This window comes from Paracoccus sp. TOH (assembly GCF_030388245.1).
Taxonomy (GTDB): domain Bacteria; phylum Pseudomonadota; class Alphaproteobacteria; order Rhodobacterales; family Rhodobacteraceae; genus Paracoccus; species Paracoccus simplex.
This window is the reverse complement of record NZ_CP098363.1, coordinates 81825-108402: the sequence shown is the minus strand read 5'-3', so window position 1 is coordinate 108402 and position 26578 is coordinate 81825. Positions and strand designations below refer to the sequence as shown.

Genomic DNA, 26578 nt, shown 5'->3' with positions numbered 1-26578 from the left:
ACGCGATGACAAGACACCTTCTTCTTGCGGCTGCACTTACGACCTTTGCGCTAGTCACATCGGCATTTGGGCAGGAGCGGAGCACCGTGAACGTAGGTGACCTGACTGTATCCTATGGCGACACGGGGTCCGGGCGCTCCATCGTCCTGGTACATGGAGGGGGTCTAACCTCGCGCATGTGGGGCGGCTTTGTCGAGGCAGCCTCGCCGAACTTCCGGCTCCTTACGCCCGACACGCGCAACCACGGCGGCACTGACAACCCCTCTGGAACCTTCAGCTATGATCTGGCGGCCGAGGATCTGGCTGGGTTCATCGCCGCCCTCGGCCTCGAAAAGCCCGTGGTAATGGGCTACTCCGACGGCGGGATCATCGTGCAGAAGTTCCTGATCGCCCATCCCGGCGTGGCTTCTGCGGCGGTGATCGGTGGGGCGACCAACCGGGTCGCGGCGGACGACCATTACATGGCCGGGATGATGGCGTTCTACGGCTATGACCAGCGAGGCGAACTCCCTGATGCGGTGCTAGACGCGCTGGAAGTGAACGCGCCGGATTTCGCGGGTCGCCTGCAGGCTCTGCACGGAGGTGACGCCGCGCCCGACCGGTGGCGCCAACTGCACAAGCTCGCCTGGCCGGTCTGGACCACCGAGATGGTCATTCCGGCGGAAGAACTGGCGAAGATCGACATTCCGGTCCTGGTCATCCTCGGCCAGAACGATGATTTCTTCCGCCCCGAAGATGCGCTGGCCTTGGCCGAGACCCTGCCAAAAGGCGAAATCGCCGTCATCCCGGGTGCCAGCCATTCGGCTTTCCGCGAGCGGCCCGAGATCTTCGCTGCCCTCGTTCTTGATTTCCTGACCCGATCCACCGCCCAGTAGTTGGACCCTGCCGCCATGAAGATCACTGCGCTGAAAGCCACGCCTGTCAACATTCCGCTCGATAAGCCGATGTGGTGGACGGGCGGGCACTATCCGGGCACCTCCAAGACGATCATCGAGGTCGAGACCGATCAGGGTCTGATCGGTCTGGGAGAGGCGCCGTCGGTTGACGTCGTGCGCAGCATCGAGGCGATGGGTGAGCGGCTGATCGGAGCCGACCCCCTCGACATCGCCGGCTGTGAGGCGTTGTGCGTACCGCCTTGGCAAATCGTCCAGAACACCGATGACTCCTCGGTCGTGAAGGCGTTCGGTGCCATCGAGATCGCGCTTTGGGACCTGCGCGGCAAGGTGGCGGGTGAACCGCTCTATCGGCTGCTGGGGGGTGCGGTCCGCAAGGACATCCCGTTCACCGAATACTTCGGCTTCCGCGACGGTGGCGAGATGACGCCCGAGGCCATCGCCGACTACTGCCTTGCCATGCGCGAGGCGCATGGGTCGACCATGTTCGAGGGCAAGCTGATCCTTGGCGACCCGCTGCTGGAGATCGATACGGTGCGCCAGATGCGCGCTGCGCTGGGGCCGCGGGACATGATCCGGCTGGACAGCAACATGCAATGGTCGCTGAACACCGCCATCCGGGTGCTGCGCGAGATCGAACCTTACGACATCCGCAACTACGAAGACCCTGTTGGGACTTTCGAGGACATGGCGGCCCTGCGGCGACACTCGTCCATTCCCTTCTCGACCCATGCGCCCGACATCCGCCGCGCAGTGCGGATGGGGGTGCCCGATTTCATCGTGACGAATTTCGCCGTGCTGGGTGGCATCGCCCGCGCCGTACGCTTCATCGGCGCCTGCGAGGCGATGGGAGTGGGCTTCTGGTGCTATTCCGGCGATGCGGGCATCGCAACGGCTGCCTATCTGCACATGTCGGCGGCCCAACCGTGGATCACCGAACCATCGCAGTCGCTCTTCCGTTGGCAGATCGGCGACGTGATCGAAGGCGGGCCGTTCCGTCAGAAGAACAACGTGGTGCAGGTTCCTGAGGGCCCCGGCCTTGGCGTCACGCTGGACCGGGCGGCGCTGGCGCACTGGAACCGGCACCTGGTCGACAACGGCCCGCTGGATCACTTCCACGATCCCGCAGCACCGGGTCGCTTCCGCCGTTTGCCGCTCAACTGACCTTCCCTTTACGAGAGAATGACCATGCCACCTGTTTCGCCTTTGCCGCTTCATGCCCGTGCCGTCATCATAGGCGGGGGTGTCGTCGGCTGTTCGATCTTGTTCCACCTTGCCAAGTTCGGCTGGAAGGATTGTGTCCTGCTGGAGCGGGACGAACTCACCTCGGGTTCCAGTTGGCACGCTGCGGGGCAGATCCACACGATTAGTTCCGATCCCAACATCAGTCGCCTGCAAGGCTATACGATCAATCTTTACAAAGAGATCGAGGCAACCTCGGGCCATTCCGTCGGCATGCACAACACCGGCGGCTTCTACCTCGCCTCGAACGAGGTCTGGCACGATTATCTGAAGCGGGAACGGTCCAAGGCGCGCTACATGGGACTGGATCAGGAGTTCATCAGCGTCGAAGAGGCCGCGCGCCGCCACCCACTGATCGACCCCAGCCACTATATCGCCGCGCTGTGGGACCCGCTGGATGGCGATGTTGACCCGTCGGGCGTCTGCTACGCCTATGCCAAATCGGCGCGTGTGCATGGGGCGCAGTATTTCACCCATACGCCCGTGATCGAAACCCGCCAGCGCAAGGACGGCAGCTGGGACGTGGTGACGCCCAAGGGCACGATTAACGCCGAGCATGTGGTCAATGCCGCAGGCCTCTGGGCGCGTGAGGCGGGGCGGCTGTCGGGTCTGCATGTCCCAGTACAGCCGATGGAACACCACTATCTGATCACTGAAGAGATCCCCGAGATTGCAGAGCGCATGAAGTCGGGCGAACGCCTGCCAGCTGGCATCGATTACGAGGCGAACATCTACTTCCGGCAGGAACGCAATGGGATGCTGCTGGGCACCTACGAGCCGAAATCCACGCCCTGGAAGGTGGCTGGCACGCCCATGGATTTCGGCCACGAGCTCCTGCAACCGGACCTTGACCGTATAGCCGACCGGCTGGAACTGGCCTTTGACCGTATCCCCGCGCTTGGGCGTGCCGGGATCAAGACGGTGGTGAATGGCCCCTTCACCTTCGGTCCGGATGGCAACCCCATGATAGGCCCGGTTCCTGGGATGACCAACTACTGGGCCGCCGTTGGAGTAATGGCAGGTTTTTGCCAGGCGGGCGGCGTGGGCAAGAGCCTTGCCGAATGGATGATCGAAGGGGAGCCCGAAATCGACGTCCGCGCCATGGACATCGCCCGCTTTGGCGATTTCGCAACGCCCGACTGGGGCACCGTGAAATCCAGCGAAAACTACGAACGCCGCTTCGTGATGACCTTCCCGAACGAGACCCTGCCCAAAGGGCGTCGGCAGAAGACGACCGCATTGCATGACCGCCTGGTCGCCAAGGGGGCCGTCATGGGCGTGTCCTTCGGGCTGGAACATGCGCTGTGGTTCGCGAACGGACCGGAAGACGCGCATGAAGAGCCGACCTTCAACCGCAACCGCAGCCATGACTATGTCGCAGCCGAGGTCGCGGCGGTCCGAAAAGCCGTGGGAATGATCGAGATCGCCAACTTCGGCAAGCACCTCGTCGAGGGCCCGGGAGCGCGGGCCTGGCTCGACCGAATGCTGGCTGGGCGGCTGCCTGGTCCGGGTCGTGTCGCCCTGTCGCCGATGCTGTCGCACAAGGGGCGGCTGGCGGGCGACCTGACGGTGTCATGCCTTGCCGAGGATCGCTTCCTCCTCCTCGGTTCCGGCACCGCGCAGGAAATGCACCGCCGCTGGTTCGAGGCAAACCTGCCCAACGACGGCGTCACCTATGCCAACGTCTCGGACGCGTTGCACGGCGTTGCGATTTCAGGGCCGAGATCGCGCGAGCTGCTGGCGCGGGTCACGCGCATGGATGTCTCGCCGAACGCGATGAAGTTCCGCGATGCCCGCGAGACCTTCGTCTGCGGCGTTCCTGTGACACTCCTGAGGCTCAGCTTCTCTGGAGAACTGGGGTACGAAATCTACTGTGCCCCGCAATACCTGATGCGTTTGTGGGAAGGGCTCGAGGAGGCAGGCGCAGATCTGGGCCTGCGCCCCTATGGGGGGCGGGCCCTCATGAGCCTACGTCTGGAAAAGGGCTGGGGCGTCTGGGGCTTGGAGTTCCGTCCCGACTACACCGCAGCGATGAGCGGGCTCGATGCCTTCATCGACTGGAAGAAGGACTTCATCGGCAAGGCAGCAGCGCTGGCTGAACGTGAGACAGGTCCCGCGATGCGGCTGGTTACCATGACCGTCGAGACAGATCAGGATGTGGTGGGCGATGAGGCGATCCTAGTTGGCGACACCTGCGTCGGACACGTCACCTCGGGTGGCTATGCCCATCACGGTCAGACCTCTGTCGCGATGGGTTATGTGGATCGCGCGCAGGCCGAGGCGGGCACTGTTCTCCAGATCGAGATCGGCGGCCAGATGCGCCCGGCGCGCGTCCTTGGCACACAGATCCACGACGCGGATGGTGTGCGGATGCGGGGGTAGTTCATGAAACACTTCGGGGAAGGGATTTTCGCAACTGGCAACGAAGGTACAGACTGCCGCAGATTGGCTTTCCTGCTGCTTGGTGGTTTCACGCATCTCGCCTTTGCTTGCGCGGTAGAGCCATTGAGATTGGCAAGCCTTGCCGCTGGCCGAACACTTTTCGAGTGGCGGACACTGTCGACCGATGGGCGCAAGGTGAAGAGTTCGTCGGGAATCCGGGTCGAAGTGGACGCTGGGGTCAACCAACTGGAAAAGGGCGAAGTGCTTGTCGTGGTTGGCGGTTTGCCACCCACCCCAAGCGAGAGGGAACGGGTCATCGCCCGGCTCCGTCATGAAAGGGCGCATGGCCGCCAAATCATGGCGATCTGCGGTGGCGTGACGATCATCGCTGAGGCGGGGCTGGCAGATGACATGGACTGCGCCGTCCACTGGCAGATTGCGCAATCCTTCGCGGAACGCTTTCCGAAGGCGCGCATCTCTCTTGCTGCCTTTGAGATGGGGAAGATCCCGACCGCCTCGGGCGGTACCGCCGCTGCCGATCTGATGCTGTCCTTGATCCGAAATCTTCATGGCGACGATCTTTGCCGCAAGGTCGCAGATCTGATGGTGCATCATGCGATCCGCGATCAGACAGGGCCGCAGACATCATCGCTCATGTACCACATTCCGGGACGGAACGCGAAACTGGCTTCTGTCATCAGGCTGATGGAAGAGACGATCGACGCCCCTCTCGGGGCCGAGGAACTTGCCGAGGAGGCAGGTGTCAGCGTCCGGCAGATGGAGCGCCTCTTTCGCCGCTATCTGGGCACGTCACCCAAGCGGCATTATCAGGCCCTCCGCTTGAACCGCGCAAAGGATCTGCTGGTACAGTCCAATCTCTCGATCACGGAAATCGCGATGGCCACGGGTTTCGCAGCTGTTTCGCACTTTTCCAAATGCTATCGGTCGAAATTCGGCAGTTCGCCCTACGGCAGCAGATCCGCAGCACAAACCTACTGCCTCTCCAAGAGCTTGAACCCGCGACGAATGCAACTTGTGTCAGAACGGTCGCTTTCAGACAGTGCGGACTAGGTTCAGGACGTCTGTAAGGGGGATGAACCCGTAATCGGTGTCCAGACCCTAGTCGGGAGGCATTGTGCTCAATGCTTGGGCACAAGGGCTACCCGCCGAGTGAGGTGCCGCAGGACGCTAAGCATCAGTACAAGCATGGGATTGCTAGGTAGCGGTGCATTGGCAATACTGCCCAAGAAGCGTCGTCGAGGCGATCAATGCAGCAAGTCATCAGAAACTCCATTCTTGACCGTCTCTTTGACCGCGATCACGTCCGCTTGGTTATGATCGAGAGTCCGTCGGGCAGTGGGAAGTCAACGCTTCTGCGCCAGCTGCAGGCCGAACTCGCGTTGCGTGACATAACTACGATCTCTCTGCAGCCGAATGGCGAGGTGGATGCGGTTGTGTTGGCAACTCGGATTCTGGAGGGGCTGGGAGTTTCCACACCGTCGATCGATGCAGCGGCACCCGTCGAGCCCCTCGACGTTGTGACCAGTAGACTGACTCAGGAGCTGCGCGCTCAGCCGACGCAGGTCTATGTGTTGCTCGACGACTTTCAGAAAGTGAAGTCGTCGACCACTATCCGACTGATGTCGCAACTGCTTTATCTGGATCCTCCCCCGCCGCTCACGCTGGTAATTGCGTCGCGCGTCTCGACCGATATCCCGGTAGCCGCTTTGCGCTTGACCGGAGGAATCGCAGAATTTGGCATGGATTCATTGAGCTTTTCAGAGGAAGAAGCTGAGGCACTCCGAGCCCTGGAAGCTAAGGAGTTCGATCCTGCGATATGGCGTGCGTTCAACGAGAAAGTGAATGGTTGGGCCGTCGCTCTGAGACTCGCGCTCGTTCTTCTTCGTGACCGTCGCATCGACTTAGCGGGGTTGATAGGCTTTTCAGGTAACCACCGCGAAATGGCCGCCTATCTGTCACAATTGATAGTTGACGGGATTGATGAGCAAGATCGCCCCCTGCTTCTAGCCGCTGCAGCGTTCGAGACCCTGCACCCTGACATGCTTCGTGCTGTTCTCGGCCCTGAGCAATCGCGACGTCTACTTGGGCTGATTGATGCCCTAGCTCTTCCTATGGATAGAGGCGATGCGGTCGTGGGAGGCAGGCGACTCCACAGCGTAGTGGCAGATTACCTCTCCGCCCAGGCCAAAGTTGAAGGTGTCGATCTGACAGCATTGCAAAAGCGCGCGGCAGTACATTATCAGGGCCTCGAGCAATGGCGCCGCGCAATCCGATATGCATTGCGCTCGCGCGATCTCGCGTTCGCCGCCGGTGTTGTAGAGAATGGCGGGGGATGGCGGCTTATCTATCGTGGCGAAAAAGGAACGCTTGCGCAGTTCTCCGCATTGATGGAACTTGCGCCTCGGCACTACCCCGCCCATCCCCGAACAGTGCTCGGCTTGGCGATCTCGGCGGCGAAACGGGGTGAAATCGACTTGGCCCTCCATCTCGTGATGGCAATCAGTTCGATGATCCCTCTATCCGATTCGATCCTTGTCGCAGAGCTTCGACTGGTAGATGCGCTAATGAACCTCTACAGCGACCGCCGGATACCGGCCGATACCGTTGCTCGGTTGGAGACCGACATCGAAAAAATCGCTGAAGTGGATCCTGTGCGTCTTGCACTTACGCAGAATATTCTCTGCTTTAGCTTGCTTCAGGATGCACATTTCGATGGTGCAATTCGGTATGGTAGGCTTTCTGTTTCTACCTTTCGCACCGCAATGTCGGATTTCGGTGCCGCACATCTGCCACTACATATTGCTCAGGCTGAATTCTTTTCTGGAAGATCGGAGAACGCCCGCAAGACTCTGTCCGAGCATCTGATACCGCATCCCCCAGAAACGACATACTCTGTGCGAACCCCTGCAAGGACTGTTGAACCTGTTCCTGAAGGTCTACAGCATGAGACAGCCCAGCGCGGTGCCGCTCAAGCTCTTCGGCTGTCTCGGCCGCGAGGGCTTGATAGCGAATACGCCATTGTCGCTCCAGCGCCTCCAACGGTTGTAGAGGGTCTTGGCCGGGCCGTATTCCTTCGGCGCGTCACACCAGCGCAACCCATTGCGATTGATGAAAATTATACCGCTCAGAACGCGACGGTCATCGACGCGGGGCTTGCCATGGCTCTTGGGAAAGAACGGCTTGAGGCGCTCCATCTGGGCGTCGGTCAGCCAATAAAGATTGCTCATCGATCAGGTCTCCTTGCAGAGCCTGAATCATGTCAACGGTCTGAAATCAATGGGTCTGGAGCCTAAGGTCCATTTCCAGGTTGAATGCCAGGTAAGGGCGGTCCGCCGTGGCCTGGGTGATCCGTGCGATGATCGGAACGTCGATCGAAACCAGCATGCCCTGGCCCGCATCGTGCTGGAACGGCCGGTCGCCCAGGGTGCTGACCTGCGCACCCTGGACGACGACGCACAGCGAGGGGCGGAACACCGAACATATGATGCCGCTCGGCGCCACGGCCCGGCTCAGCAGCAGGCCGTCCAGCGGCGTCTCGTGGCCGAACCGGCCGAACTGGCGTTCGATCAGCAGGCCCAGGGGTTCAAGCGGCGTGTCCATGCTTCGGTCTTATCTCACCGCGCCTGCCGAGGGGGCAAGCCGCCGCCGCGCCCGCCGGGGCGGGCGGGAAGCCGCATCGGGGGCCGGAGGCGGAGGCCCATGCGGGGCCGACCGCACCATGCCCTCGCCTTGCCGTCAGCGCGAGCTCTGCCCATACAGGATCCTGCGGGCCTCCTCGTTCTCGATATCGGGCGCATCGCCGTCCGGAAGCTTGACCGCCAGCCCGCGCGCGACGCCGGGGCGCGCCTGCATCCGCTTCTGCCATGCCGCCACATTGGGGAACTCGGCCGGGTCCACGCCCAGGTCGTCCCAGTAAAGCGACCAGTCGATCACGGCGATGTCGGCGATGCTGAATTCGTCGGCGATATGGTCGCGTCCGTCCAGCTGCCGGTTCAGGACACCGTAGAGCCGGCGGGTTTCCTTGCGGTAGCGCTCGATGGCATAGGGAATTTTTTCCGGCGCATCCTTGGCAAAGAAATAGTTCTGCCCCAGCAGCGGGCCGAACCCCGCCACCTGCCAGAACAGCCACTGATCGACCTTGATCCGGGCCCGGTGGTCCCTGCCGTGGAAGCGGCCGAACTTCCCGGCAAGATACTGCAGGATGGCGCCCGATTCGAAAATCGACACCGGCTTGCCGTCCGGCCCCTCCGGGTCGAGGATGGCGGGGATCTTGTTGTTGGGCGAGATCTCGAGGTATTCCGGCTTGAACTGGTCGCCCCTGCCGATGTGAACCGGGTTCACATGATAGGGAACGCCCAGCTCCTCCAGCATGATGGTGATCTTCTTCCCGTTCGGGGTCGGAAAGTAGAAGACTTCGATCGGTTGCGTCTGGCTCATGATCTTCTCCTGCATTCCCCAAGTGGCGTGTCGTTTGAGGTGAAGATCGCCTGTATCCGAGCGCTAGACAAGGATTTTCTGCCGCAAGCGGCACCTGCGGTCGCGCAGACTGCTGGATCTGGACGGATCAGACCGCGAAGCCGCTGTTTCCTTGCCCAGGGGCGGCGTTTTTCAGCGCAGCGGACAGATCTGTCCAGCCGCTTTCGTTCAGTTTGAGCGTGGATCGCGATCATGCGCATAGCGGTGGCGCTCGCAATCGGCGGATAGCGGCGAGGATGGCGCGTACCATCGTGCCGGTGACAGCGACCTCGGCCAGCTGGAAGGTGATGGTGCGGGCGTGACGGACCACACGTGCCCCGATCTTGATCAGCTTCAGTTGCAGGCTGGTCAACGACCAGTCGGCCATGGCCTCGGGCAGCTCGATGCAGTGCAAGAAGGTGGCCAGGTTGTACGCCAGGGCGTGCAGTTGCAGCCGCACCTCATTGTCGCGGAACTTCCGGCACGACAGCCGCGTCCAGCGAAAGGCGTATTTGCCCTCTTTGATGTGCTGCTCGGCGGTGCCGCGCTGGTTGTAGAACCGCACCACCCAGTCCGGCTCCATCGGCAGGTTGGTGACGATGAAGCCGACACGCGGGAACAGTTCGCCCGGATGCCATTCGATCTTGGCGATCACCCGGCGTTCCTTGTCCCAGGACGCCGCCTGATACTCGAATTCCTCGAAGAACCGCTTGACCTTGGTCAGTGACGGCCGCCCGACAGGGCGCGTTAGCCGATGCGCGATCTTGTCCTTGAGGACCGCGTTTGCGGGCAGCCGGATGGCGTAGAAGAACCGCGCTTCTTCCAATCGCTCATAGATCGCCGGGATCGCGTAGGCAGCATCGGCCCGGAAGAACCTGCCACCAAGGTCGCGCTCCGCGTAGCGCGCAATGACGGGGTCGAGAACATCACGCCAGCCATCGGCGCTGTGGACGTTGCCATGGCGCAGGGCGCAGCGTTCCAGCATCCCGAACTGGTTGAACAGAAAGTTGGGGTGATAGCAGCTACAGTCGAAATGGCCATTCCAGGCGGACCCTTCCTGGTCGCCATGGGTCGGGCTGACCGAGCTGTCCATGTCCAGAACGATGTACTTCAGCCCGTTACGGTCATGGAACCGGTCGATCCATTGCCCGTTCAGGTCGGCCAGCGCGGCACGGTTCCCGGCCAGAGCCAGCGTCTCGGTCTCGAACCGTCCCATCTGCGATGCCGAGGCCGCTTGTGCATCGACCGCTCTGCCGCCGACAACTTGGCGCATGACCGGATCGCAGGCGAGACGGTTGGCGTCGTTGACATCCTCGTATCCGGCCAGCCGCCCAAAGACTGATTGCCGGAACAGGCCGTCGAGCCGATGGACCGTGTTCTTGCCAGAGCGAGTATCGCGCAGCGCCGCTGACGCCAAATCGGACAACCCGAGCGCGTCATCAAGCTCGCGCATCACCAGAAGGCCGCCGTCGGAACTGAGCTGCGTGCCGCGAAATTCCAGCCGCACGCGAGGGTCGAAATCCACCCGATCTGCCCGTTGCAAGCCCGCACCCTCTGGGTGATCCATGAAACGCGCCCCTCGCAGCCTTCAACACCATGTTTTATATAGGAAATATAATGGTCAGGACAGCGAAATCAGCGCCTTACTTGGGAAATGTGGGATTGGACGCCGCCCTTGGTGATCCCGGCGGCGCGCGCCACTGCCTCGAAGGTCAGACCCGAGGCTCCGACACGGCTGACAATCGCCTCGGCCGCGTCCAGCACCTTGTCGCGGTCGATCGTTCTGGGACGTCCCGACATTTTCACCCTTCCATTTCAGTACGGGCGTATTTATTCCTTTCCGCAAGTTTGTCAAAGCCGCTTCTTCACTTCATGAGGTCCCGATGCCCGCTCGCAACCGCTGGTTGGCCCTTGCCGTCATCTCAAGCGCCCTGTTCCTCATCGTCATCGACATGACGGTGCTTTACACGGCGCTGCCTCGGCTGACGCATGATCTGGGCGCGACGGCGAACCAGAAGCTGTGGATCGTGAACGCCTATCCTCTGGTCGTCGCGGGCCTGCTGCCGGGCTTGGGCACGCTGGGCGACCGCTTCGGCCACCGCCGGATGTTCATGCTGGGGCTGGCGGTCTTCGGCTTGGCCTCGACCATGGCGGCCTTTGCCTGGTCGCCGCAGGCGCTGATCGGCGCGCGGGTGGCGATGGCCGTGGGCGCGGCAATGATGATGCCCGCCACATTGTCACTGATCCGCCTGACCTTCACCGATGAGGATGAGCGCGCCTTCGCCATCGGCATCTGGGCGGCCGTCGCCTCGGGCGGCGCGGCCATCGGGCCGGTGATCGGCGGCATCCTTCTGGAGTATTTCTGGTGGGGCTCGGTCTTCCTGATCAACGTGCCGGTGGTGCTGGTCGCGCTGGTGCTGGTGCCTCTGCTGCTGCCCTATCGCGAGGGGGTGAAGGACCGGCCCTGGGACCTCATCGGCTCATTGCAGGTGATGGTGGGTCTGGTCGGGCTGGTCTATGCGATCAAGGAAATCGCCAAACGCGATCCCGCCTGGGGTGAGGCCGCGCTGGTCTTCGCCATCGGCCTGATCGCCATGGTGCTGTTCGTCCGCAGACAGCTGGCCAGCGCCCATCCCCTGATCGACTTTTCGCTGTTCGCCATTCCGCGCTTCACGGCGGGGGTGATTGCGGCGCTGGTCGCCGCGGGCACGCTGATCGGGTTCGAGTTGGTCTTTACCCAACGCATGCAGCTGGTGCTGGGGCATTCGCCGCTTTACGCGGGGCTGTTGAACCTGCCCCTGCCGCTGGCGGCCTTCTTTGCCGGTCCGATTGCCGGGCTAATGCTGTCGCGTCTGGGGACCGAGCGGATGATCTGGCTGACGCTTCTGGTCGCCGGACTGGGGCTTGCGGGCTATCTTCTCAGCTATCAAGCCGCGGCCGCGATCTGGCTGGGCGCGCTGGCGGTGATGGGCTTCGCCATCGGGGCCTGCATGACCGCCGCCTCCAGCGCCATCATGCTGTCGGCACCCGAGGATCGCGCAGGCATGGCCGCCTCGGTCGAGGAGGTCTCCTATGAGCTGGGGGGTGCGCTTGGCGTGGCGATCCTCGGCAGCCTGTTCTCGGCGCTCTACACCTTCTTCCTGCATGTGCCGGACTCGGTCCCGCTCAGCGCCGCCGCGCGCGACAGTCTGGATGAGGCGATGATCCACGCCGAGACCCTGCCCGCCGATCAGGCGGCCGAGCTTCTTCAATACGCACGGCTCGCCTTCGATCACGCCTTCGTCTGGGTGACTTTCGCCGCCATCGTGATGCTTCTGGCGGCGTCGCTGATCGTCTGGAAACGCAGCGGAAAGCCCGTCGCGGCGCTCAATTCGGCCTCGTCGCAGCAGCCCGGAATGTGATCGACCGCTGCGGGAGGCCCCGCAGCGGCTCGACGCCCGTACCTCAGGTTGTTTCGAGAACTTTCCGATAATCTACTGTAGTCGGCAGATTTAATGCCAAAGCACCGGAACGGCCCCGCATCCGCCCCATGCGCGTGATTGCCTATGCTGCGCCATGATCCTTGCGCGGATTGCCCCATGGCTCGCACAATAACTCCATTGTGAACGCCAAGAGGGAGGAACCGACATGGCGGGAACGCAGCCGGCAACCGGATCGGTGCCAGCACAACCGGAACTGCACCGGGTCATGGGCCCGAAGCTACTTCTGCTTTTCATCATCGGAGACATTCTGGGAACCGGGGTCTATGCCCTGACCGGCACCGTCGCGGGCGAGGTCGGCGGCGCGGCATGGGCTCCGTTCCTGATCGCCTTTCTGGTGGCCACGATCACCGCGCTCTCATATCTGGAGCTGGTCACCAAATACCCACAGGCCGCAGGCGCTGCGCTTTACACGCATCGCGCCTTCGGCATCCACTTCCTGACCTTTCTGGTCGCCTTCACCGTCATGTGCTCGGGCATCACCTCAGCCTCGACCGCGTCGAACGCCTTTGCGGGCTTCGTGAACGACGGCTTCCACCTGGGCTTTCAGGCGGGCGGCACCGGCATCCTGACCATCGCTTTGGGCTTCATGGCGCTGGTCGCGATCATCAACTTCCGGGGCGTCGGCGAAAGCGTCAAGGCCAACGTCGTGCTGACCTGCGTCGAGCTTTCGGGCCTTCTGATGATCATCATGATCGGCTTTTACGCCATGAGCCAGGGCCGCGCCGATTTCTCCGAGGTGATGGTCTTCAAATCTTCCGAGGACAAGGGCGCCTTTCTGGCCCTGACCGCCGCCACGGCGCTGGCCTTCTTCGCCATGGTCGGGTTCGAAGATTCGGTGAACATGGCCGAGGAGGTCAAGGACCCCGTCCGGATCTTCCCGAAGATCATGTTGACCGGGCTGGGCGTCACCGGGGTCATCTATGTGCTGGTCTCGATCTGCGCGGTGGCGCTGGTGCCGGTGGGCGATCTCTCGGACCCGAGCAAAGGATCGGCGTTGACGCAGGTGGTGCGGGCCGGGGCACCGAACTTCCCCTTCGACAAGATCTTCCCCTTCATCGGCATGTTCGCAGTGGCGAACTCGGCGCTGATCAATATGCTGATGGCCAGCCGGTTGCTTTACGGGCTGGCGCGGCAGCGGGTCCTGCCGCATGGGCTTGGCCTTGTGCATCCGACGCGGCGCACGCCCTATGTCTCGATCGCCTTCACCACGGCTCTGGCCTTCGGGCTGATCTATTTCGTGGTCACCCGCTCCGAGACCCCGGCGATCAGCCTTCTGGGTGGCACGACCGCGCTGCTGTTGCTGTGCGTCTTCACGGTGGTGAACATCGCGCTGCTGGTGCTGCGCCGTCAGCCGGTCTCGCATGAGCATTTCCGCACCCCCGGCATCCTGCCCTGGATCGGCGCGCTGACCTGCGCCTTTCTGGCCGGGCCCTGGGCGCGCAGCGCCGCGCAGATGGAGCAGTACCGCATTGCCGGATGGCTGCTGGCGGTCGGTGTCGTGCTGTGGGTGGTGACCTGGATCTGGAACCGCGCGAGCCACCGCCATGCGGCGGGCTATCTTGAGAATGTCGAGGATCTGGCCGCGCATCACGGCGACTCCACCCGCAACTGATACCCGCAACTGATCTGGACCGAGGGGGCAAGCCGCCCCCTCGGCGCTAAATTCTCGCCTCCCGAGTGCCGGAGTTTTCCCCGCGTCACATCGCTTCGGGCTGGTCATTCAACAGCTTGAACGCCATAGTGACGCCAGTTTTTCAGCCGGTGCCGCCTATGTTCGATCCGTGGTTATTGCCAGTCTCTGACGATCCCCAGCCGCGATCCGCGCCGCAGAAAACCACCCTTGAAGGGGTTCAGCCTCTGGCGCGGCAGATCGGGGTCTGGCCCCGCCCGACGGTCCCTGACGCCCTGCATCCATGGCTCTTTGGCGATCCGGCTCAGCGCAGCTTTGCGCTGCTCGACGCCGCCCGCATCCGCTTCCTGCCCGAGCGCCTGCGCCAATCCGGCCTGCCGCACGCCTGCCTGTTTGACGGCACCACGGCCGAGGATCTGGCCGATACCGCGCCCTGGCTGGTGGAACTGGCCGAGGGCAATGACTTCACCCGCAGCCTTTTCACCCGGGGCGATGCGCATCGCGACCTGTGGGATGCCGAGGCGGGGGTGTTCCTGCGCTCGCCCCTGCCCCTGCAAGAGGTGCGCGCCCATCTGCGCAAGCTAACGCGGCTCTGCGATGAACAGGGCGAGTGGTTCTATCTGCGCTTTTGCGACCCGCTTTACGCGCGCCACCTGCTGACCCATGGCTCGGAAGAGATGCGGGCGCGTCTGTTGCGCAGCGGCCCGATGATGATGCGTGGCCCGCAGGACGGCCAGATGCTGATCTGGACGCCGCCCGCACAGCCCGATGATCTGGCCCCCCGCCGCGCGCTTCTGCTGCGCGTGCAGGACAGGCAGGCGCTGAAACTGGCGCGGCTGGAAAGCTTCACCACGCGCATGATCACCTGGCTGAGCGGACAGATCTGTCCAGCCGCTTTCGTTCAGTTTGAGCGTGGATCGCGATCATGCGCATAGCGGTGGCGCTCGCAATCGGCGGATAGCGGCGAGGATGGCGCGTACCATCGTGCCGGTGACAGCGACCTCGGCCAGCTGGAAGGTGATGGTGCGGGCGTGACGGACCACACGTGCCCCGATCTTGATCAGCTTCAGTTGCAGGCTGGTCAACGACCAGTCGGCCATGGCCTCGGGCAGCTCGATGCAGTGCAAGAAGGTGGCCAGGTTGTACGCCAGGGCGTGCAGTTGCAGCCGCACCTCATTGTCGCGGAACTTCCGGCACGACAGCCGCGTCCAGCGAAAGGCGTATTTGCCCTCTTTGATGTGCTGCTCGGCGGTGCCGCGCTGGTTGTAGAACCGCACCACCCAGTCCGGCTCCATCGGCAGGTTGGTGACGATGAAGCCGACACGCGGGAACAGTTCGCCCGGATGCCATTCGATCTTGGCGATCACCCGGCGTTCCTTGTCCCAGGACGCCGCCTGATACTCGAATTCCTCGAAGAACCGCTTGACCTTGGTCAGTGACGGCCGCCCGACAGGGCGCGTTAGCCGATGCGCGATCTTGTCCTTGAGGACCGCGTTTGCGGGCAGCCGGATGGCGTAGAAGAACCGCGCTTCTTCCAATCGCTCATAGATCGCCGGGATCGCGTAGGCAGCATCGGCCCGGAAGAACCTGCCACCAAGGTCGCGCTCCGCGTAGCGCGCAATGACGGGGTCGAGAACATCACGCCAGCCATCGGCGCTGTGGACGTTGCCATGGCGCAGGGCGCAGCGTTCCAGCATCCCGAACTGGTTGAACAGAAAGTTGGGGTGATAGCAGCTACAGTCGAAATGGCCATTCCAGGCGGACCCTTCCTGGTCGCCATGGGTCGGGCTGACCGAGCTGTCCATGTCCAGAACGATGTACTTCAGCCCGTTACGGTCATGGAACCGGTCGATCCATTGCCCGTTCAGGTCGGCCAGCGCGGCACGGTTCCCGGCCAGAGCCAGCGTCTCGGTCTCGAACCGTCCCATCTGCGATGCCGAGGCCGCTTGTGCATCGACCGCTCTGCCGCCGACAACTTGGCGCATGACCGGATCGCAGGCGAGACGGTTGGCGTCGTTGACATCCTCGTATCCGGCCAGCCGCCCAAAGACTGATTGCCGGAACAGGCCGTCGAGCCGATGGACCGTGTTCTTGCCAGAGCGAGTATCGCGCAGCGCCGCTGACGCCAAATCGGACAACCCGAGCGCGTCATCAAGCTCGCGCATCACCAGAAGGCCGCCGTCGGAACTGAGCTGCGTGCCGCGAAATTCCAGCCGCACGCGAGGGTCGAAATCCACCCGATCTGCCCGTTGCAAGCCCGCACCCTCTGGGTGATCCATGAAACGCGCCCCTCGCAGCCTTCAACACCATGTTTTATATAGGAAATATAATGGTCAGGACAGCGAAATCAGCGCCTTACTTGGGAAATGTGGGCTGATACAGTGCCGTCGCGAACTTGGTTCAGCATCTGACCTCACTTTGATGGCGGTCGCGCTCTTGGAAGAGGTCAACTTGGAAGGTGGCGATCGCCCAGCTGATCTATCATTTCTATCCTCAGCATTCGAGCAACTCGGACATCGCGATAGCTGGTTCGATCCGCTTGCATCATTGGTGGTATCCCGAATGCGGATTGCGTTGATTGATGGAGCGGACGCGGACTCCATTTTGCGTCATACTGAGAGCGTCGCCAATCGACGAAATTACCGCCGTCTCTTACGGCTTGTCGATCTGCTCAGGATTGAAATGCTCCTGCGGACCGAGCAGGAAAACGAGGCTGCCCGTCTGATTGAATTTTTGCGCGATGCTCCATGGAGCAAATCCGAGCTGGATCCAGTCAATCTACGCGGCGCGCCCATCGCCACGCTTGAAGCTCGCCTTGCGCTAGTACGCGGCGAGCCCGAGGCAGCACTGAATAAACTCAATGCTCAATTGTCCGGTCTCGAGATTGCGCGCAATACGCCGCGATCAATTCGCCTTTCGCTGCTTAAGGTGAGAGCACTTCTTATGCTCGACGAACAGGCTCCTGCCCGCGGCGAGCTCGAACGTTTGGCACTGAGCCAACGGGTTGATCAGTACTGCCTGCCTTTTGTCGAGGAGGGTAAGGGACTCGCGCAGTTCCTCAATGCGCTCGTTCTCGACATCGAGCCGACGTCCATCGTCTTCCGCCGTCTTGCCCCCTGTGTGGCATTGATCGGCAGGCACATTCCGGAAATGGCTTTTCCCGAGATCGCCCGACTGACTCCGAGCGAGAGCGAAGTTTTGGTTCGCCTTGAGCGGGGGTTAGCCAACAAAGAAATCGCCAGATCACTACAAATTACTGATAATACAGTAAAATACCATCTCGCTAACATCTTTCGAAAGCTGGATGTTACGACCCGCACAGCGGCAATCACGCGCGCACGTACGTCGGGGCTTCTTGCAGCGATCCGTCAGCGTGCCAACCTCTCAAGCATCTCGGGCTGAACGTTCCTTGACTTTGCATTCCATCCCACCCGGACGGGTGGGAAACAACCTTAGCGGCAATCGATAAGCTGATTCTGTAACAGGGCACAACGTCTCAGTGCCGCCCTAAACAGGAGAGGTAGGCCCGTGCAGGTTGAAGCAAGGGAAAGGGTTGATCTGGTCACGCTTGAGATCGTTCACGGCAAGCTATTGTCGGTTGTGGACGAGATGGGCGTTGTCATGCAGCGAACAAGCATGAGCCCGGTCATTTACGAGGTGCTGGATTTCGCCTGTGGCATCTGTACGGCTGATGCGGAGCTTGTGGCTCAGACCAATGGAATCACGTTATTCACGGGGACATTCGGTACCCAGCTGCGCTCAGTCATCGACACCTACCGGGGCGATATCCATGCTGGCGATATCTTTGTCACCAATGACCCTTATCATGGGGGCACTCATGCCTGTGACTTCGCGATAATCCGACCAATTTTTTGGCGGGGCGACTTGGTGGCGTGGGCACTCAATGTTGCGCATTGGGTGGATGTTGGCGGCGCTGTACCCGGCAGCCTCCCACCAGACGCAAATTCCAGTTTCCAGGAAGGCTTAAGGCTGTCGCGCATCCGGCTTGCAAGCAATGATATTCTCAACCCGGAGATTGTCCGCATCATCCGTGAAAATACCCGACTGCCGGAAATCGCGATGGGAGACCTAAACGCGCAAATCGCCACAGTGCGCATTGCCGAAAAACGGCTTGAGGAAGTGCTCGACCGCTACGGGGCGGAGTTGATCAGGAGTTGCTTCGGCGCGATACTTAATACTGCGGCACGGAGAGCGCGCGCGGTAATTCGACAGCTGCCTGACGGAATCTATGAGGCGACCGACGTGATCGATGGCGACGGCGCAACGGAAACGCCGATCCCGGTGCGCGTGAAGATCACCATTGAAGGCGAACGTGTCGAGGTTGATTTCACCGGCTGCCCGCCGGCCGTGATGGGACCAATCAATTGCGGTCTTGGAGCATTGCAATCAGCCGTCAAATCAGTGTTCAAGGCGCTTGTTGCGCCGCATGACCCATCAAACGAGGGCTGGTTCCGCCCATTGACGGTCCGGGCGCCATCGGGGACCATCTTCACGGCAGAGAAGCCGTCGCCGACTGGGTGGTACTATGAAGGCTCAGTTCAGGCATCCGAATTGGTGTGGAAGGCGCTGGCACGCTTTATGCCAGAGCGGTTCTCGGCAGGATCATACTCCTCACTCTGTGTAATTTATCTCTCCGGCTACACTGCCCAAGGGGAGGAATTCATCCACATCGAGCCGACCCACGGCGGTTGGGGTGCCTGCGCTGACCAGGACGGCGCAAACGCGGTAATTTCTCTGACCGACGGTGACACCTACAACTACTCGATCGAGTTGCTCGAAGCTAAATTCCCGTTGCGGGTTAGGCGCTACGACTTCAACACTGAAGGCGGGGTTGGCGCCGGTCGGTTCCGCGGCGGCTTCGGCGTAGTACGAGAATACGAGGTGCTTTCGGAAGGTACGGTTCTGACCGGAAGCTTCGGGCGCAACACGACCCCGCCTTGGGGAGCTGAGGGCGGCCTCAGTGGGTCGATCAATCGTTTCGAGGTGATCGAGGCAACTTCCGGCGAGGTCACGTCCTACGGGCGGCTCAACAAGCGCCAACTAAAGACAGGAGACATTGTCCGGATAATTACGGGCGGTGGTGGTGGCTGGGGCTCGCCTGCGGAACGCAAGTGCGAAGCAATTGTCGCTGATCTGCGCGCGGGACTGATTACGGTCGAGGACGCTCGCAGAGTCTATGGATATGAGGAGGCTTGAATGGCAATACGTTTGGCCAGCGATGTGGGCGGTACATTCACCGACCTTTTGGGCTATGACGAGGCGACCGGCCAAGTCTACACGGCCAAGAGCCTAACGACAGTGGACGATCAGTCCCGCGGAGTGATGGACACGATCCAACTCGCGGGCAAGAAGGACGGTCTTGATCCCGAGCACGTTGGCTTCTTCGTCCATGGCGGCACGACCGTGATCAACGCCCTAACAGAGCGTAAAGGTGTCAGGACCGGACTAGTCACTACCCGTGGCTTTCGTGATGTTCTGGAGATCGGGCGAGGCAATCGGCCGGACCTTTATAACCTTCGCTTTCGTAGCCCGCGCCCCTACGTGGAGCGCTCGCTCCGCTTTGAGGTAAACGAACGCATCGACTCTGACGGCTCTGTGCATACACCTCTCGACCGAGACGACGTCGCCCGTGTGGCGGCGGCAATCCGCGAGGACGGAGTTGAGGCAGTCGCCATCCTCTTTTTGAATTCTTACGCCAACCCGTTGCACGAAGTGGAATGCGTCCGTCTGCTAACTGCCGAGCTGCCCGGGTTGACGATTTGCAGCAGCCACGAGATTTCCGGTCTCTGGCGCGAATTTGAGCGGTCGAATACCGTAGTGTTGAACGCCTACGTGAAGCCCATCATCGCGCGATACTTCCAGCGGCTCGAGAACAAGCTTATCGAAGGCGCGGTCCGATGCGCCCACTATGCAATGTTATCAAACGGCGGCGTATCCTCGTTTCGACAGGCGGCCGCATCGCCGCTGAATCTCGTCGAGTCCGGCCCCTCGGGTGGGATTGCAGGGGCGGTCCGGATCGGCGAGATTTTGGATGAACCGAATGTTCTGGCATTCGATGTCGGCGGAACTACGGCTAAGTGTTCGGTCATCGTCGACGGCAAAGCGCGTGTCTTTTCAGAATATAAGTTGGAATGGAGCCGCACTTCACCAGGCTATCCGGTGCAGGTTCCCGTGGTGGACATCGTCGAAATAGGGGCTGGCGGCGGCTCGATTGCGCGTGTCGACAAATTTGGCGCACTTAAGGTAGGACCAGAGAGCGCCGGCTCGAAGCCTGGGCCGGTTTGTTACGGCCTTGGAGGCAGCGAGCCGACTGTTACAGATGCCAAACTCTTGACTGGCGTGATTGCTCCGCAAGCCTTTGCGGGAGGTAAGATTCGGCTTGATGTTGAAGCAGCCCGTTTAGCTATGGATGTTCTGGGAAAGAAGTTGGGCCTTGGAGTTGACGAGACGGCCCAAGCGATAATTGACATTGCCGAAGCCAACATGATCAACGCGCTTAAGTTGGTGACGATCCAGCGCGGTTACGACCCGCGCGACTTCACCTTGGTTGTGACCGGCGGCATGGGACCACTTTTTGCTGCCAGTCTCGGTCGTGAGCTGAACGCCAAGCGGGTGGTCATCCCGCCACACGCGGGGATATTTTCGGCTTGGGGGATGCTGGCGGCCAAGCCGAGGGTTGACTTGCGCAAGACTTGGTTTCGTGAGCTTAGCGCCGATACGATCCCCGAGATCGAGGATGAGGCCGCCGAAATGCGGCGCGCGGCGATCGATTATTTCGGCAAGGATCGCCCCGAGAACCTCAGCTATAGCCTAGCGCTGCAGCTGAGATACCGCGGCCAGGAACACTCGGTCGCTACTGCGCTAGACGGCGACCTTGGTCTAGAGATGATCGCGACGCGCTTCCATGCGGCTCACAAACAAGCGTACTCCTTCGATCTGCCGGATACCTCAATCGAGATCACAGGCATAAATATGACTGCCGAAATGGAAAGCCCAGTGATCTCGGCTCCGATGATCAACTCTGCCGGACTAACACTAGAGAGCGCACGCCGAGAGAGCCGTCCGGTGTTTCGTTGCGCTGGCGATGGCTGGGCCGAGTGCGTTGTGTTTGATCGCGATCGACTTCCGCCGGGTGCTTTGGTTGACGGCCCAGCACTGGTTGAGGAGCCGACATCTACCACGCTGATCTTGCAAGGACAGATGGCTCATCGCAATGACCGGGGTCTCCTCATCATACATGAGAAGGAAGAGCATTGATGGCCGTTGCGATCGGACTCCACGGGCTCGGACGTCGCTTCGGTGATGTGACCGCTCTTACGCCGCTTGACCTCGACATCAGAGCGGGCGAGTTCTTTACATTGCTCGGATCGTCCGGTTCCGGCAAGAGTACCCTGCTGAAGATCATCGGCGGGTTTGACCATCCGACAACGGGGCGCGTCACCTTTGTAAGCGGGAAGCTGATGCCGTTCAGGGCGTGTAGTTCCAGGGCATGAGGGCGTCGATTTCGGCGCTTGGCCATTGGTTGGCGATGCGCTCGAGGGTCTGTGTCAGCCAGGCTGCGGGGTCCACGTTGTTCATTTTGCAGGTCTGCAGGAGGGTGGCGATGGTGGCCCATGTGCGGCCGCCGCCGTCCGATCCGGCGAAGAGGCTGTTCTTGCGGGTGATGGTCTGGGGCCGGATGGCGCGCTCGACGATGTTGGAGTCGAGTTCGATCAGGCCGTCGGTCAGGAAGCGCTCGAAAATGTCGCACCGGGCGCTGGCGTAGCGGATGGCTTCGGCCAGCTTCGATTTGCCCGAGATGCGCGGCAGGGTCTGTTGCCAGAGGGCGAACAGCTCGGCGACGATGGGCGCGGAGATGGCCTGTCGCGCGGCGGCGCGGGCCTCGGGGCTCTGGCCGCGCACCTCGGCTTCGAGTTTCCACAGATCGGCCATGCGCTCGACCGTGGTGGTGGCGACCTGGCTGTCCCCCGCGGTGTGGAGCTCAAAGAAGCGCCGCCGGCTATGGGCCCAACATCCAGCGAGGCGCGGGCCATCATTGCCCCCGTCCTTGCGGACGAGCTGATTGTAGGCGGCATAGCCGTCGACCTGAAGAATGCCGCCATACCCGCCGAGATGCCGACGAACGCATTCTCCGGATCGGCTGTCCTCGAAGCGATAGGCCACCATGGGCGGCCCGCTGCCGCCGAAGGTGCTGTCGTCGCGGGCATAGGCCCAGAGCCAGGCCTTCTTCACAGCGCCGGTGCCGGGCGCGAGGGTCGGCAGGCTGGTCTCATCGGCGAAGACGCGCGGTCCCTTCAGGATCTCGCCCAGCACATGCGCGGCGAGGATCTCCAACTCGAAGCCGACCCGGCCCATCCATTGCGCCATCAGCCGCCGGTCGATTTCTACGCCGTCACGGGCATAAATCCCCTCCTGCCGGAACAGCGGCAGGCCGTCGGCATATTTGGAGACCGCGATCTGGGCCAGCAGCGCCTCGGTCGGCAGGCCGCTTTCGATGATGTGGGCCGGCGCAAGCGCCTGGATGACACCGTCCCAGCCCTTGAGCGCGTATTTCGGGCGGCGGGTCACGATGACACGGAACTTCGCCGGGATGACGTCCAGCCGCTCGGAGATGTCTTCCCCGATCAGCACCTTCTGCTTGCCCGCGTGTTCCGGCAGGTCCTCGGGCTCGATCACCACCTCGACCCGCTCGAGATGGGGCGGGAAGCCCTTGCGCGGCCGCGGAGCCCGCTTCTCGCCCGGGGCCCGGCCTTGGCCTGTCTGCGCCTTCAGCGCCGCGATGCCGGTCTCGATCTCCTCGAAGACGAAGGCCTGCTGCGCCTCTTCGTCAGCACCAGCCCCAGCGGTGCCAAGCTTCTCGGAGCGCCGCCCGAACCGAGCCCGGTCATAGGCCTTCAGGATCTGCATCAGCCGCTTGATCCGCGCGTCGGCATCAAGGCTGCGCGCCTTCAGGGCAGCATTCTCGTCCTCCAGCACGGCCGTCTTCTCCGCCATGGCGCGGACCATGGCCTTGAGCAGGTCCATGTCATCGGGCAGGGAAAGATCATCGGTGCGCATGCCGCACAGGATAGCACGGCCCGCCGCGCCATGCCTCAGGCGATCGACATTCCGGGCTGGGGTGATTCACTTTGCCGCAGGCTGGTTATCCAGCAAATACAGGCGCTTTTACCACTACGGGGCGAACCCGTTTCCAATCCAAACCGTCGAGCAACGCCATGAGCTGGGCATGGTTGAGTTGCACCCGGACAGGCCCGATCCGCGGCCAGCAGAACGAGGATTTCTCGAGCCGCTTGGCAAAGAGGCAGATCCCGCTGCCATCCCACCAGACAATCTTGATCCGGTCAGCCCGCTTCGCCCGGAACACGTAAAGCGCCCCGCTGAACGGGTCACTGCCAGCATCGCGCACCAGCGACAGCAGGCTGTCAGGCCCCTTGCGGAAGTCTACCGGCTGGCTGGCCAGATAGACCTTCACACCCGACGGCATCATGCCGAGCGCACCGCACGAAGGATCCGGCGCAACGCAGCCTCGCTGAGGTCCGGGCCGACGCGGATCATCACCTCGCCCACCACGATCTCCACCACGGGCGCTGGCGCACCCGCCGGGGCGTCTGCGTTCTGCTTCTTCAGGAAGGCCTTACGCCATCCGAACAGCTGCGGCGGCGAAATCCCCAGGCGGCGCGCCAACGCCGAAACATTCACACCTGGCTCCAGCGCCGCCGCGACGGCTTGGGCCTTGAACTCATCCGACCACCGGCGGCGCTCCCCAACCGGAGCTCCGTCGAAACGCTCGATCACAGCCTCGACCAACTGTAAGCTACCAGTCGCAGGCATAGGCGTAGAACTAGTCGTAGACATGGAACCCCGGCGTCAGACCAACGCCACCAGCCTATCCCGGACCGGCAACGCCGCTAACCCACGGGGTCTCCTTGCCGCTTACTCACCTTTGACGGCGCGGACGTAACCAACGTTCCGGCAAACAAGCGGCATTGCAACACCGTTTTCCAAGATCTTGCGCTGTTTCCACATATGACGGTCGAGCAGAACGTGTCCTACGGCCTGCGGGTACGAGGTGAGAACCGCACTGCTTGCATACGGAAAGTCCAAGATGCGCTGAAAATGGTGGAGCTTGACGGCTTTCAAAGCCGGGGTATCACAGCTCTTTCCGGCGGTCAGCGACAGCGGGTTGCACTCGCCCGGTCGCTAGTGATGGAGCCCGGGATCCTGTTGCTCGACGAGCCGCTCACGGGCCTCGACGAACGCTTGCGCCAGCAGATGCGCGACGAATTCGGTCGGCTGCACAAGAAGACCGGGGCAACCTTCGTCCTAGTAACGCAGGGAGTGGGCAAAACTTGGGGGTCATGCGGCTGCTCTTTGGTAGGCTCCGGTTAGCCGACCGTCGAGAACGGCGGCGCGGACAACAGCCACGCGGTGGGCTCCATTGGGCGACCATCTCATGCGGCGGCGCTTGCCCATGCGGGTGTTCCCGATGTCGTCCACGCAGCCCTCTGCCCGGGATGAAGAAATCGGAAAACCCGTGCGGTACCGCCGACCATAGTCGGTCAGGCTGTCCATGTTGTTCGCAAGGTAGGAATAGAGGTCCCGGCACCGGGCTTGCACGCGTCGGGCTGCTTCAGCCGCCATGCGATCATCTGTATTCAGCCGCGTGCAATCGACGATCAACCATTGCAGACTGGTCGTGGCCGTTAGAACTTTCCCATGCCAAAGGTACCATCGCAGTGTTTCGGCCGGACGTTTGAACAACACTGGAATGCCGGAGAAACCCCTGCTCTGCAGCAGGCCTTTTACGGCGTTCTCGACGTGCTGAATACGCATCGAGATATGCCACCAGTCGAGGATGTGGCGGACCTTTCCATCGACGGCATTGCGGACGAGGTTTGGCAGGGCTGGTTCCCCGTCCGAAATTACCGTGACGGTTTGTTCGTGATCCCAACCGAGAGCCCTCAAGTGCTGGCGAAGCTGACTGGCAGGTGACAGGACCGCCTGTTGCACCAAGCCGAAGCGACGGCACCTATCGTGGCCTTCAATTTTACCGACCACAACATCGAGGTGTCGCTTCTGATATTCCGGCCTGCATCGGATATGCGCACCGTCCAGGAAAACCGTCAGCGCAGGCGCCTCTTCGGCGGCTGAAGGAACCAGCGGCTCATTCTGCTCGCTGTCGCAGATTTCCCGGGCAACTTTGCCCAGTCGATTGCGCACCGATGTGTTCACCTGCTTCGCGCAAGGCAGAAAGGTTTCCAGAATACGCACCGCTTCCCGAAAGGAATGACGCGCTCCAAGTTCGGCTTGAAGGCGTCGCAGTTCCGGGGTCGATCGATCCGGGAAAAAGTGAGCGAGAGGCGAAAGCGGTCCGCCCAAGACAACATCGGATTTTGCATTGCAGGCGCAACGCCGAATGCGCGGCGCTTTGACCTCGAACCTGCCGAAGAGTGTGTCGAGCACCCGCGACCGATAATCATGTATAGCCCGGACCCCGTCGCAGTCCGGGCAGATCCGGCTGGCTTCGGAAATTTCCTCGATCTGGTCGTGCAGGATCGCACTTTGCAATTGCCCCAGGATCGTCTTCGCATCTTCGAGCAACAACCCGAACCCCTCAGGCTGCGTGCGTCGAAACGGGCGGGACAAACGGCCGAGACGATGCCTCTTTGTGGTTCCGTTCTCAAAGGTCGTCTCGACAATAATCCGCACTTCCATGGCAGTTCCCTTCTCAATGAACCACCAACATACACAGACACCCCCAAGTTTTGCCCACTCCCCACAGCGAACCAGGAAATCCAGCCCACGGCGCGTCAGGGCGCTCTCAAGCGCATATCGGGGCGTGACCGCATAATCCATGCTCACCGGAGCCGCCAAGGCAAACACGACACCATCGACAAGGCTCTGGTGGTTGCACACCACGATGCAGGGCCTCGACCGGATCAGTTCAGCTTGCGGCGTGAACGTCACCTCGACGCGAAGCAGTAGCAGAAATAGCCGACGCCAATTCATTTATCCGCTTTCCTACATCCCCTCACGCTGGCCGAAATTGTCGGACCAGGTTGCCAGTTGACCGGCTCATAGAGCGCCAGCCAGCGCTCTATGGCCGCGCGGCCCTTCGACGGGCCATATCGGGAAACGCCCTTTTGCAACTCGCGAACAGCCCAATAGATCGCGTCCTCCATTGAGGACGCGAAATGGCCCCACTTCGGACCAACCCGGTATCCGCTACCTCCAAGTTCGATGCTGAAGGCAGTCGCCCACATCCAATAGCTCTCATGCGGATGAATCTCGATCCTCGCGAGATCGTGCTGTTTCTGGCGCGGGTGGGAAAGGCGCAGGACCGTGTGAATGCGCTCTGTGATGACCATCCCATCAGGATCGACCGCGCGAAAGAGTGGCGCGGGCCGGAACAAATCGAACATGGAAAGTTGAGCATCCGCAGCCATCATCCC

The 26578-nt window shown here is 61.7% G+C and carries 20 protein-coding genes and 4 pseudogenes; 13 read left to right on the top strand and 11 right to left on the bottom strand.

Annotation, left to right across the window (positions count from 1 at the left end):
• The first annotated feature begins 5 nt into the window (after positions 1–5).
• The 5 genes and pseudogenes from NBE95_RS20850 to NBE95_RS20830 form a co-directional block, all read left to right on the top strand.
• Positions 6–875: an alpha/beta hydrolase gene (locus NBE95_RS20850; RefSeq protein ID WP_289896761.1), complete on the top strand. Its 870-nt coding sequence runs from the start codon at positions 6–8 to the stop codon at positions 873–875.
• Between the two features lie 15 nt (positions 876–890).
• A complete protein-coding gene (locus NBE95_RS20845; protein ID WP_289896760.1) occupies positions 891–2057 on the top strand; it encodes a mandelate racemase/muconate lactonizing enzyme family protein in 1167 nt (388 codons plus the stop codon).
• 18 nt (positions 2058–2075) lie between these two features.
• Complete coding sequence (locus tag NBE95_RS20840) at positions 2076–4517, top strand: FAD-dependent oxidoreductase (protein WP_289896759.1); 2442 nt, start codon at positions 2076–2078, stop codon at positions 4515–4517.
• A gap of 3 nt (positions 4518–4520) precedes the next feature.
• The gene (locus NBE95_RS20835; RefSeq protein WP_289896758.1) at positions 4521–5588 is read left to right on the top strand and encodes a GlxA family transcriptional regulator; all 1068 of its coding nucleotides are present in this window, start codon (positions 4521–4523) and stop codon (positions 5586–5588) included.
• Between the two features lie 197 nt (positions 5589–5785).
• Positions 5786–6148 (top strand): annotated as a pseudogene (locus NBE95_RS20830) (AAA family ATPase); the annotation flags it as partial.
• 1395 nt (positions 6149–7543) lie between these two features.
• On the opposite strand, the pseudogene NBE95_RS20825 reads toward NBE95_RS20830, so the two are convergent.
• The 5 genes and pseudogenes from NBE95_RS20825 to NBE95_RS20805 form a co-directional block, all read right to left on the bottom strand.
• Positions 7544–7765 (bottom strand): annotated as a pseudogene (locus NBE95_RS20825) (transposase); the annotation flags it as partial.
• A gap of 46 nt (positions 7766–7811) precedes the next feature.
• Complete coding sequence (locus NBE95_RS20820; protein ID WP_289896641.1) at positions 7812–8138, bottom strand: AraC family transcriptional regulator; 327 nt, start codon at positions 8136–8138, stop codon at positions 7812–7814.
• A gap of 135 nt (positions 8139–8273) precedes the next feature.
• Entirely contained in the window at positions 8274–8975 is a 702-nt protein-coding gene (locus NBE95_RS20815; protein ID WP_289896640.1) for a glutathione S-transferase N-terminal domain-containing protein, read from the bottom strand.
• Positions 8976–9204: 229 nt separating this feature from the next.
• Entirely contained in the window at positions 9205–10560 is a 1356-nt protein-coding gene (locus tag NBE95_RS20810; RefSeq protein WP_078527637.1) for an IS1380-like element IS1247 family transposase, read from the bottom strand.
• Positions 10561–10655: 95 nt separating this feature from the next.
• Positions 10656–10793 (bottom strand): annotated as a pseudogene (locus NBE95_RS20805) (TetR family transcriptional regulator); the annotation flags it as partial.
• An 83-nt stretch (positions 10794–10876) separates the two neighbouring features.
• On the opposite strand from NBE95_RS20805, the gene NBE95_RS20800 reads away from it, so the two are divergent.
• The 3 genes from NBE95_RS20800 (at position 10877) to NBE95_RS20790 (ending at position 15040) form a co-directional block, all read left to right on the top strand.
• Entirely contained in the window at positions 10877–12394 is a 1518-nt protein-coding gene (locus NBE95_RS20800) for an MFS transporter (RefSeq protein ID WP_289896639.1), read from the top strand.
• Between the two features lie 226 nt (positions 12395–12620).
• Positions 12621–14087 carry an APC family permease gene (locus NBE95_RS20795; RefSeq protein ID WP_289896638.1) on the top strand — a complete coding sequence of 489 codons (1467 nt, stop codon included), beginning with the start codon at positions 12621–12623 and terminating at the stop codon, positions 14085–14087.
• 176 nt (positions 14088–14263) lie between these two features.
• Entirely contained in the window at positions 14264–15040 is a 777-nt protein-coding gene (locus NBE95_RS20790; protein WP_289896637.1) for a DUF4123 domain-containing protein, read from the top strand.
• On the opposite strand, the gene NBE95_RS20785 is transcribed toward NBE95_RS20790, so the two are convergent.
• Positions 15029–16384 (bottom strand): IS1380-like element IS1247 family transposase, encoded by a 1356-nt coding sequence (locus NBE95_RS20785; protein ID WP_078527637.1) that lies wholly within the window; start codon positions 16382–16384, stop codon positions 15029–15031. The genes NBE95_RS20790 and NBE95_RS20785 overlap by 12 nt on opposite strands.
• Here NBE95_RS20785 and NBE95_RS20780 point away from each other — a divergent pair.
• The 4 genes from NBE95_RS20780 (at position 16383) to NBE95_RS20765 (ending at position 21619) form a co-directional block, all read left to right on the top strand.
• The gene (locus NBE95_RS20780) at positions 16383–17507 is read left to right on the top strand and encodes a LuxR C-terminal-related transcriptional regulator (protein ID WP_289896757.1); all 1125 of its coding nucleotides are present in this window, start codon (positions 16383–16385) and stop codon (positions 17505–17507) included. The two genes, NBE95_RS20785 and NBE95_RS20780, sit on opposite strands and share 2 nt — an antisense overlap.
• Positions 17508–17633: 126 nt before the next feature.
• Positions 17634–19322 carry a hydantoinase B/oxoprolinase family protein gene (locus tag NBE95_RS20775; RefSeq protein ID WP_289896756.1) on the top strand — a complete coding sequence of 563 codons (1689 nt, stop codon included), beginning with the start codon at positions 17634–17636 and terminating at the stop codon, positions 19320–19322.
• Positions 19323–21383: a hydantoinase/oxoprolinase family protein gene (locus tag NBE95_RS20770; RefSeq protein ID WP_289896755.1), complete on the top strand. Its 2061-nt coding sequence runs from the start codon at positions 19323–19325 to the stop codon at positions 21381–21383.
• A complete protein-coding gene (locus tag NBE95_RS20765; RefSeq protein WP_289896754.1) occupies positions 21383–21619 on the top strand; it encodes an ATP-binding cassette domain-containing protein in 237 nt (78 codons plus the stop codon). Before NBE95_RS20770 ends, NBE95_RS20765 begins: the two co-directional genes overlap by 1 nt.
• Here NBE95_RS20765 and NBE95_RS20760 read toward each other — a convergent pair.
• The 3 genes from NBE95_RS20760 to NBE95_RS20750 all read right to left on the bottom strand — a co-directional run bounded on the left by NBE95_RS20760 (position 21594) and on the right by NBE95_RS20750 (position 23921).
• On the bottom strand, positions 21594–23183 hold the full coding sequence (locus NBE95_RS20760; protein ID WP_289894914.1) for an IS66 family transposase: 1590 nt from the start codon (positions 23181–23183) through the stop codon (positions 21594–21596). The genes NBE95_RS20765 and NBE95_RS20760 overlap by 26 nt on opposite strands.
• A gap of 85 nt (positions 23184–23268) precedes the next feature.
• Entirely contained in the window at positions 23269–23598 is a 330-nt protein-coding gene (gene tnpB / locus NBE95_RS20755) for an IS66 family insertion sequence element accessory protein TnpB (RefSeq protein WP_289894913.1), read from the bottom strand.
• An 11-nt stretch (positions 23599–23609) separates the two neighbouring features.
• Positions 23610–23921 (bottom strand): transposase, encoded by a 312-nt coding sequence (locus tag NBE95_RS20750; RefSeq protein WP_289894912.1) that lies wholly within the window; start codon positions 23919–23921, stop codon positions 23610–23612.
• A gap of 156 nt (positions 23922–24077) precedes the next feature.
• On the opposite strand from NBE95_RS20750, the pseudogene NBE95_RS20745 reads away from it, so the two are divergent.
• A pseudogene (locus NBE95_RS20745) lies at positions 24078–24515 on the top strand (ABC transporter ATP-binding protein); the annotation flags it as partial.
• Here NBE95_RS20745 and NBE95_RS20740 read toward each other — a convergent pair.
• Together NBE95_RS20740 and NBE95_RS20735 are read right to left on the bottom strand one after the other, a co-directional pair.
• The gene (locus tag NBE95_RS20740) at positions 24483–25841 is read right to left on the bottom strand and encodes an ISKra4 family transposase (RefSeq protein ID WP_108437546.1); all 1359 of its coding nucleotides are present in this window, start codon (positions 25839–25841) and stop codon (positions 24483–24485) included. The pseudogene NBE95_RS20745 and the gene NBE95_RS20740 sit on opposite strands and share 33 nt — an antisense overlap.
• Before the next feature lie 290 nt (positions 25842–26131).
• Positions 26132–26548 (bottom strand): hypothetical protein, encoded by a 417-nt coding sequence (locus tag NBE95_RS20735; protein ID WP_289896752.1) that lies wholly within the window; start codon positions 26546–26548, stop codon positions 26132–26134.
• Positions 26549–26578: the final 30 nt, after the last annotated feature.

Excerpts from the sequence above, each read along its gene's own strand:
- NBE95_RS20785 (WP_078527637.1), bottom strand. The coding sequence starts at position 16,384 with ATGGATCACCCAGAGGGTGCGGGCTTGCAACGGGCAGATCGGGTGGAT.
- NBE95_RS20850 (WP_289896761.1), top strand. The coding sequence starts at position 6 with ATGACAAGACACCTTCTTCTTGCGGCTGCACTTACGACCTTTGCGCTA.
- NBE95_RS20820 (WP_289896641.1), bottom strand. The coding sequence starts at position 8,138 with ATGGACACGCCGCTTGAACCCCTGGGCCTGCTGATCGAACGCCAGTTC.
- NBE95_RS20735 (WP_289896752.1), bottom strand. The coding sequence starts at position 26,548 with ATGTTCGATTTGTTCCGGCCCGCGCCACTCTTTCGCGCGGTCGATCCT.
- NBE95_RS20800 (WP_289896639.1), top strand. The coding sequence starts at position 10,877 with ATGCCCGCTCGCAACCGCTGGTTGGCCCTTGCCGTCATCTCAAGCGCC.
- NBE95_RS20760 (WP_289894914.1), bottom strand. The coding sequence starts at position 23,183 with ATGCGCACCGATGATCTTTCCCTGCCCGATGACATGGACCTGCTCAAG.
- NBE95_RS20815 (WP_289896640.1), bottom strand. The coding sequence starts at position 8,975 with ATGAGCCAGACGCAACCGATCGAAGTCTTCTACTTTCCGACCCCGAAC.
- NBE95_RS20740 (WP_108437546.1), bottom strand. The coding sequence starts at position 25,841 with ATGGAAGTGCGGATTATTGTCGAGACGACCTTTGAGAACGGAACCACA.
- NBE95_RS20795 (WP_289896638.1), top strand. The coding sequence starts at position 12,621 with ATGGCGGGAACGCAGCCGGCAACCGGATCGGTGCCAGCACAACCGGAA.
- NBE95_RS20840 (WP_289896759.1), top strand. The coding sequence starts at position 2,076 with ATGACCATGCCACCTGTTTCGCCTTTGCCGCTTCATGCCCGTGCCGTC.
- NBE95_RS20765 (WP_289896754.1), top strand. The coding sequence starts at position 21,383 with ATGGCCGTTGCGATCGGACTCCACGGGCTCGGACGTCGCTTCGGTGAT.
- NBE95_RS20770 (WP_289896755.1), top strand. The coding sequence starts at position 19,323 with ATGGCAATACGTTTGGCCAGCGATGTGGGCGGTACATTCACCGACCTT.
- NBE95_RS20845 (WP_289896760.1), top strand. The coding sequence starts at position 891 with ATGAAGATCACTGCGCTGAAAGCCACGCCTGTCAACATTCCGCTCGAT.
- NBE95_RS20810 (WP_078527637.1), bottom strand. The coding sequence starts at position 10,560 with ATGGATCACCCAGAGGGTGCGGGCTTGCAACGGGCAGATCGGGTGGAT.
- NBE95_RS20835 (WP_289896758.1), top strand. The coding sequence starts at position 4,521 with ATGAAACACTTCGGGGAAGGGATTTTCGCAACTGGCAACGAAGGTACA.
- NBE95_RS20780 (WP_289896757.1), top strand. The coding sequence starts at position 16,383 with ATGAAACGCGCCCCTCGCAGCCTTCAACACCATGTTTTATATAGGAAA.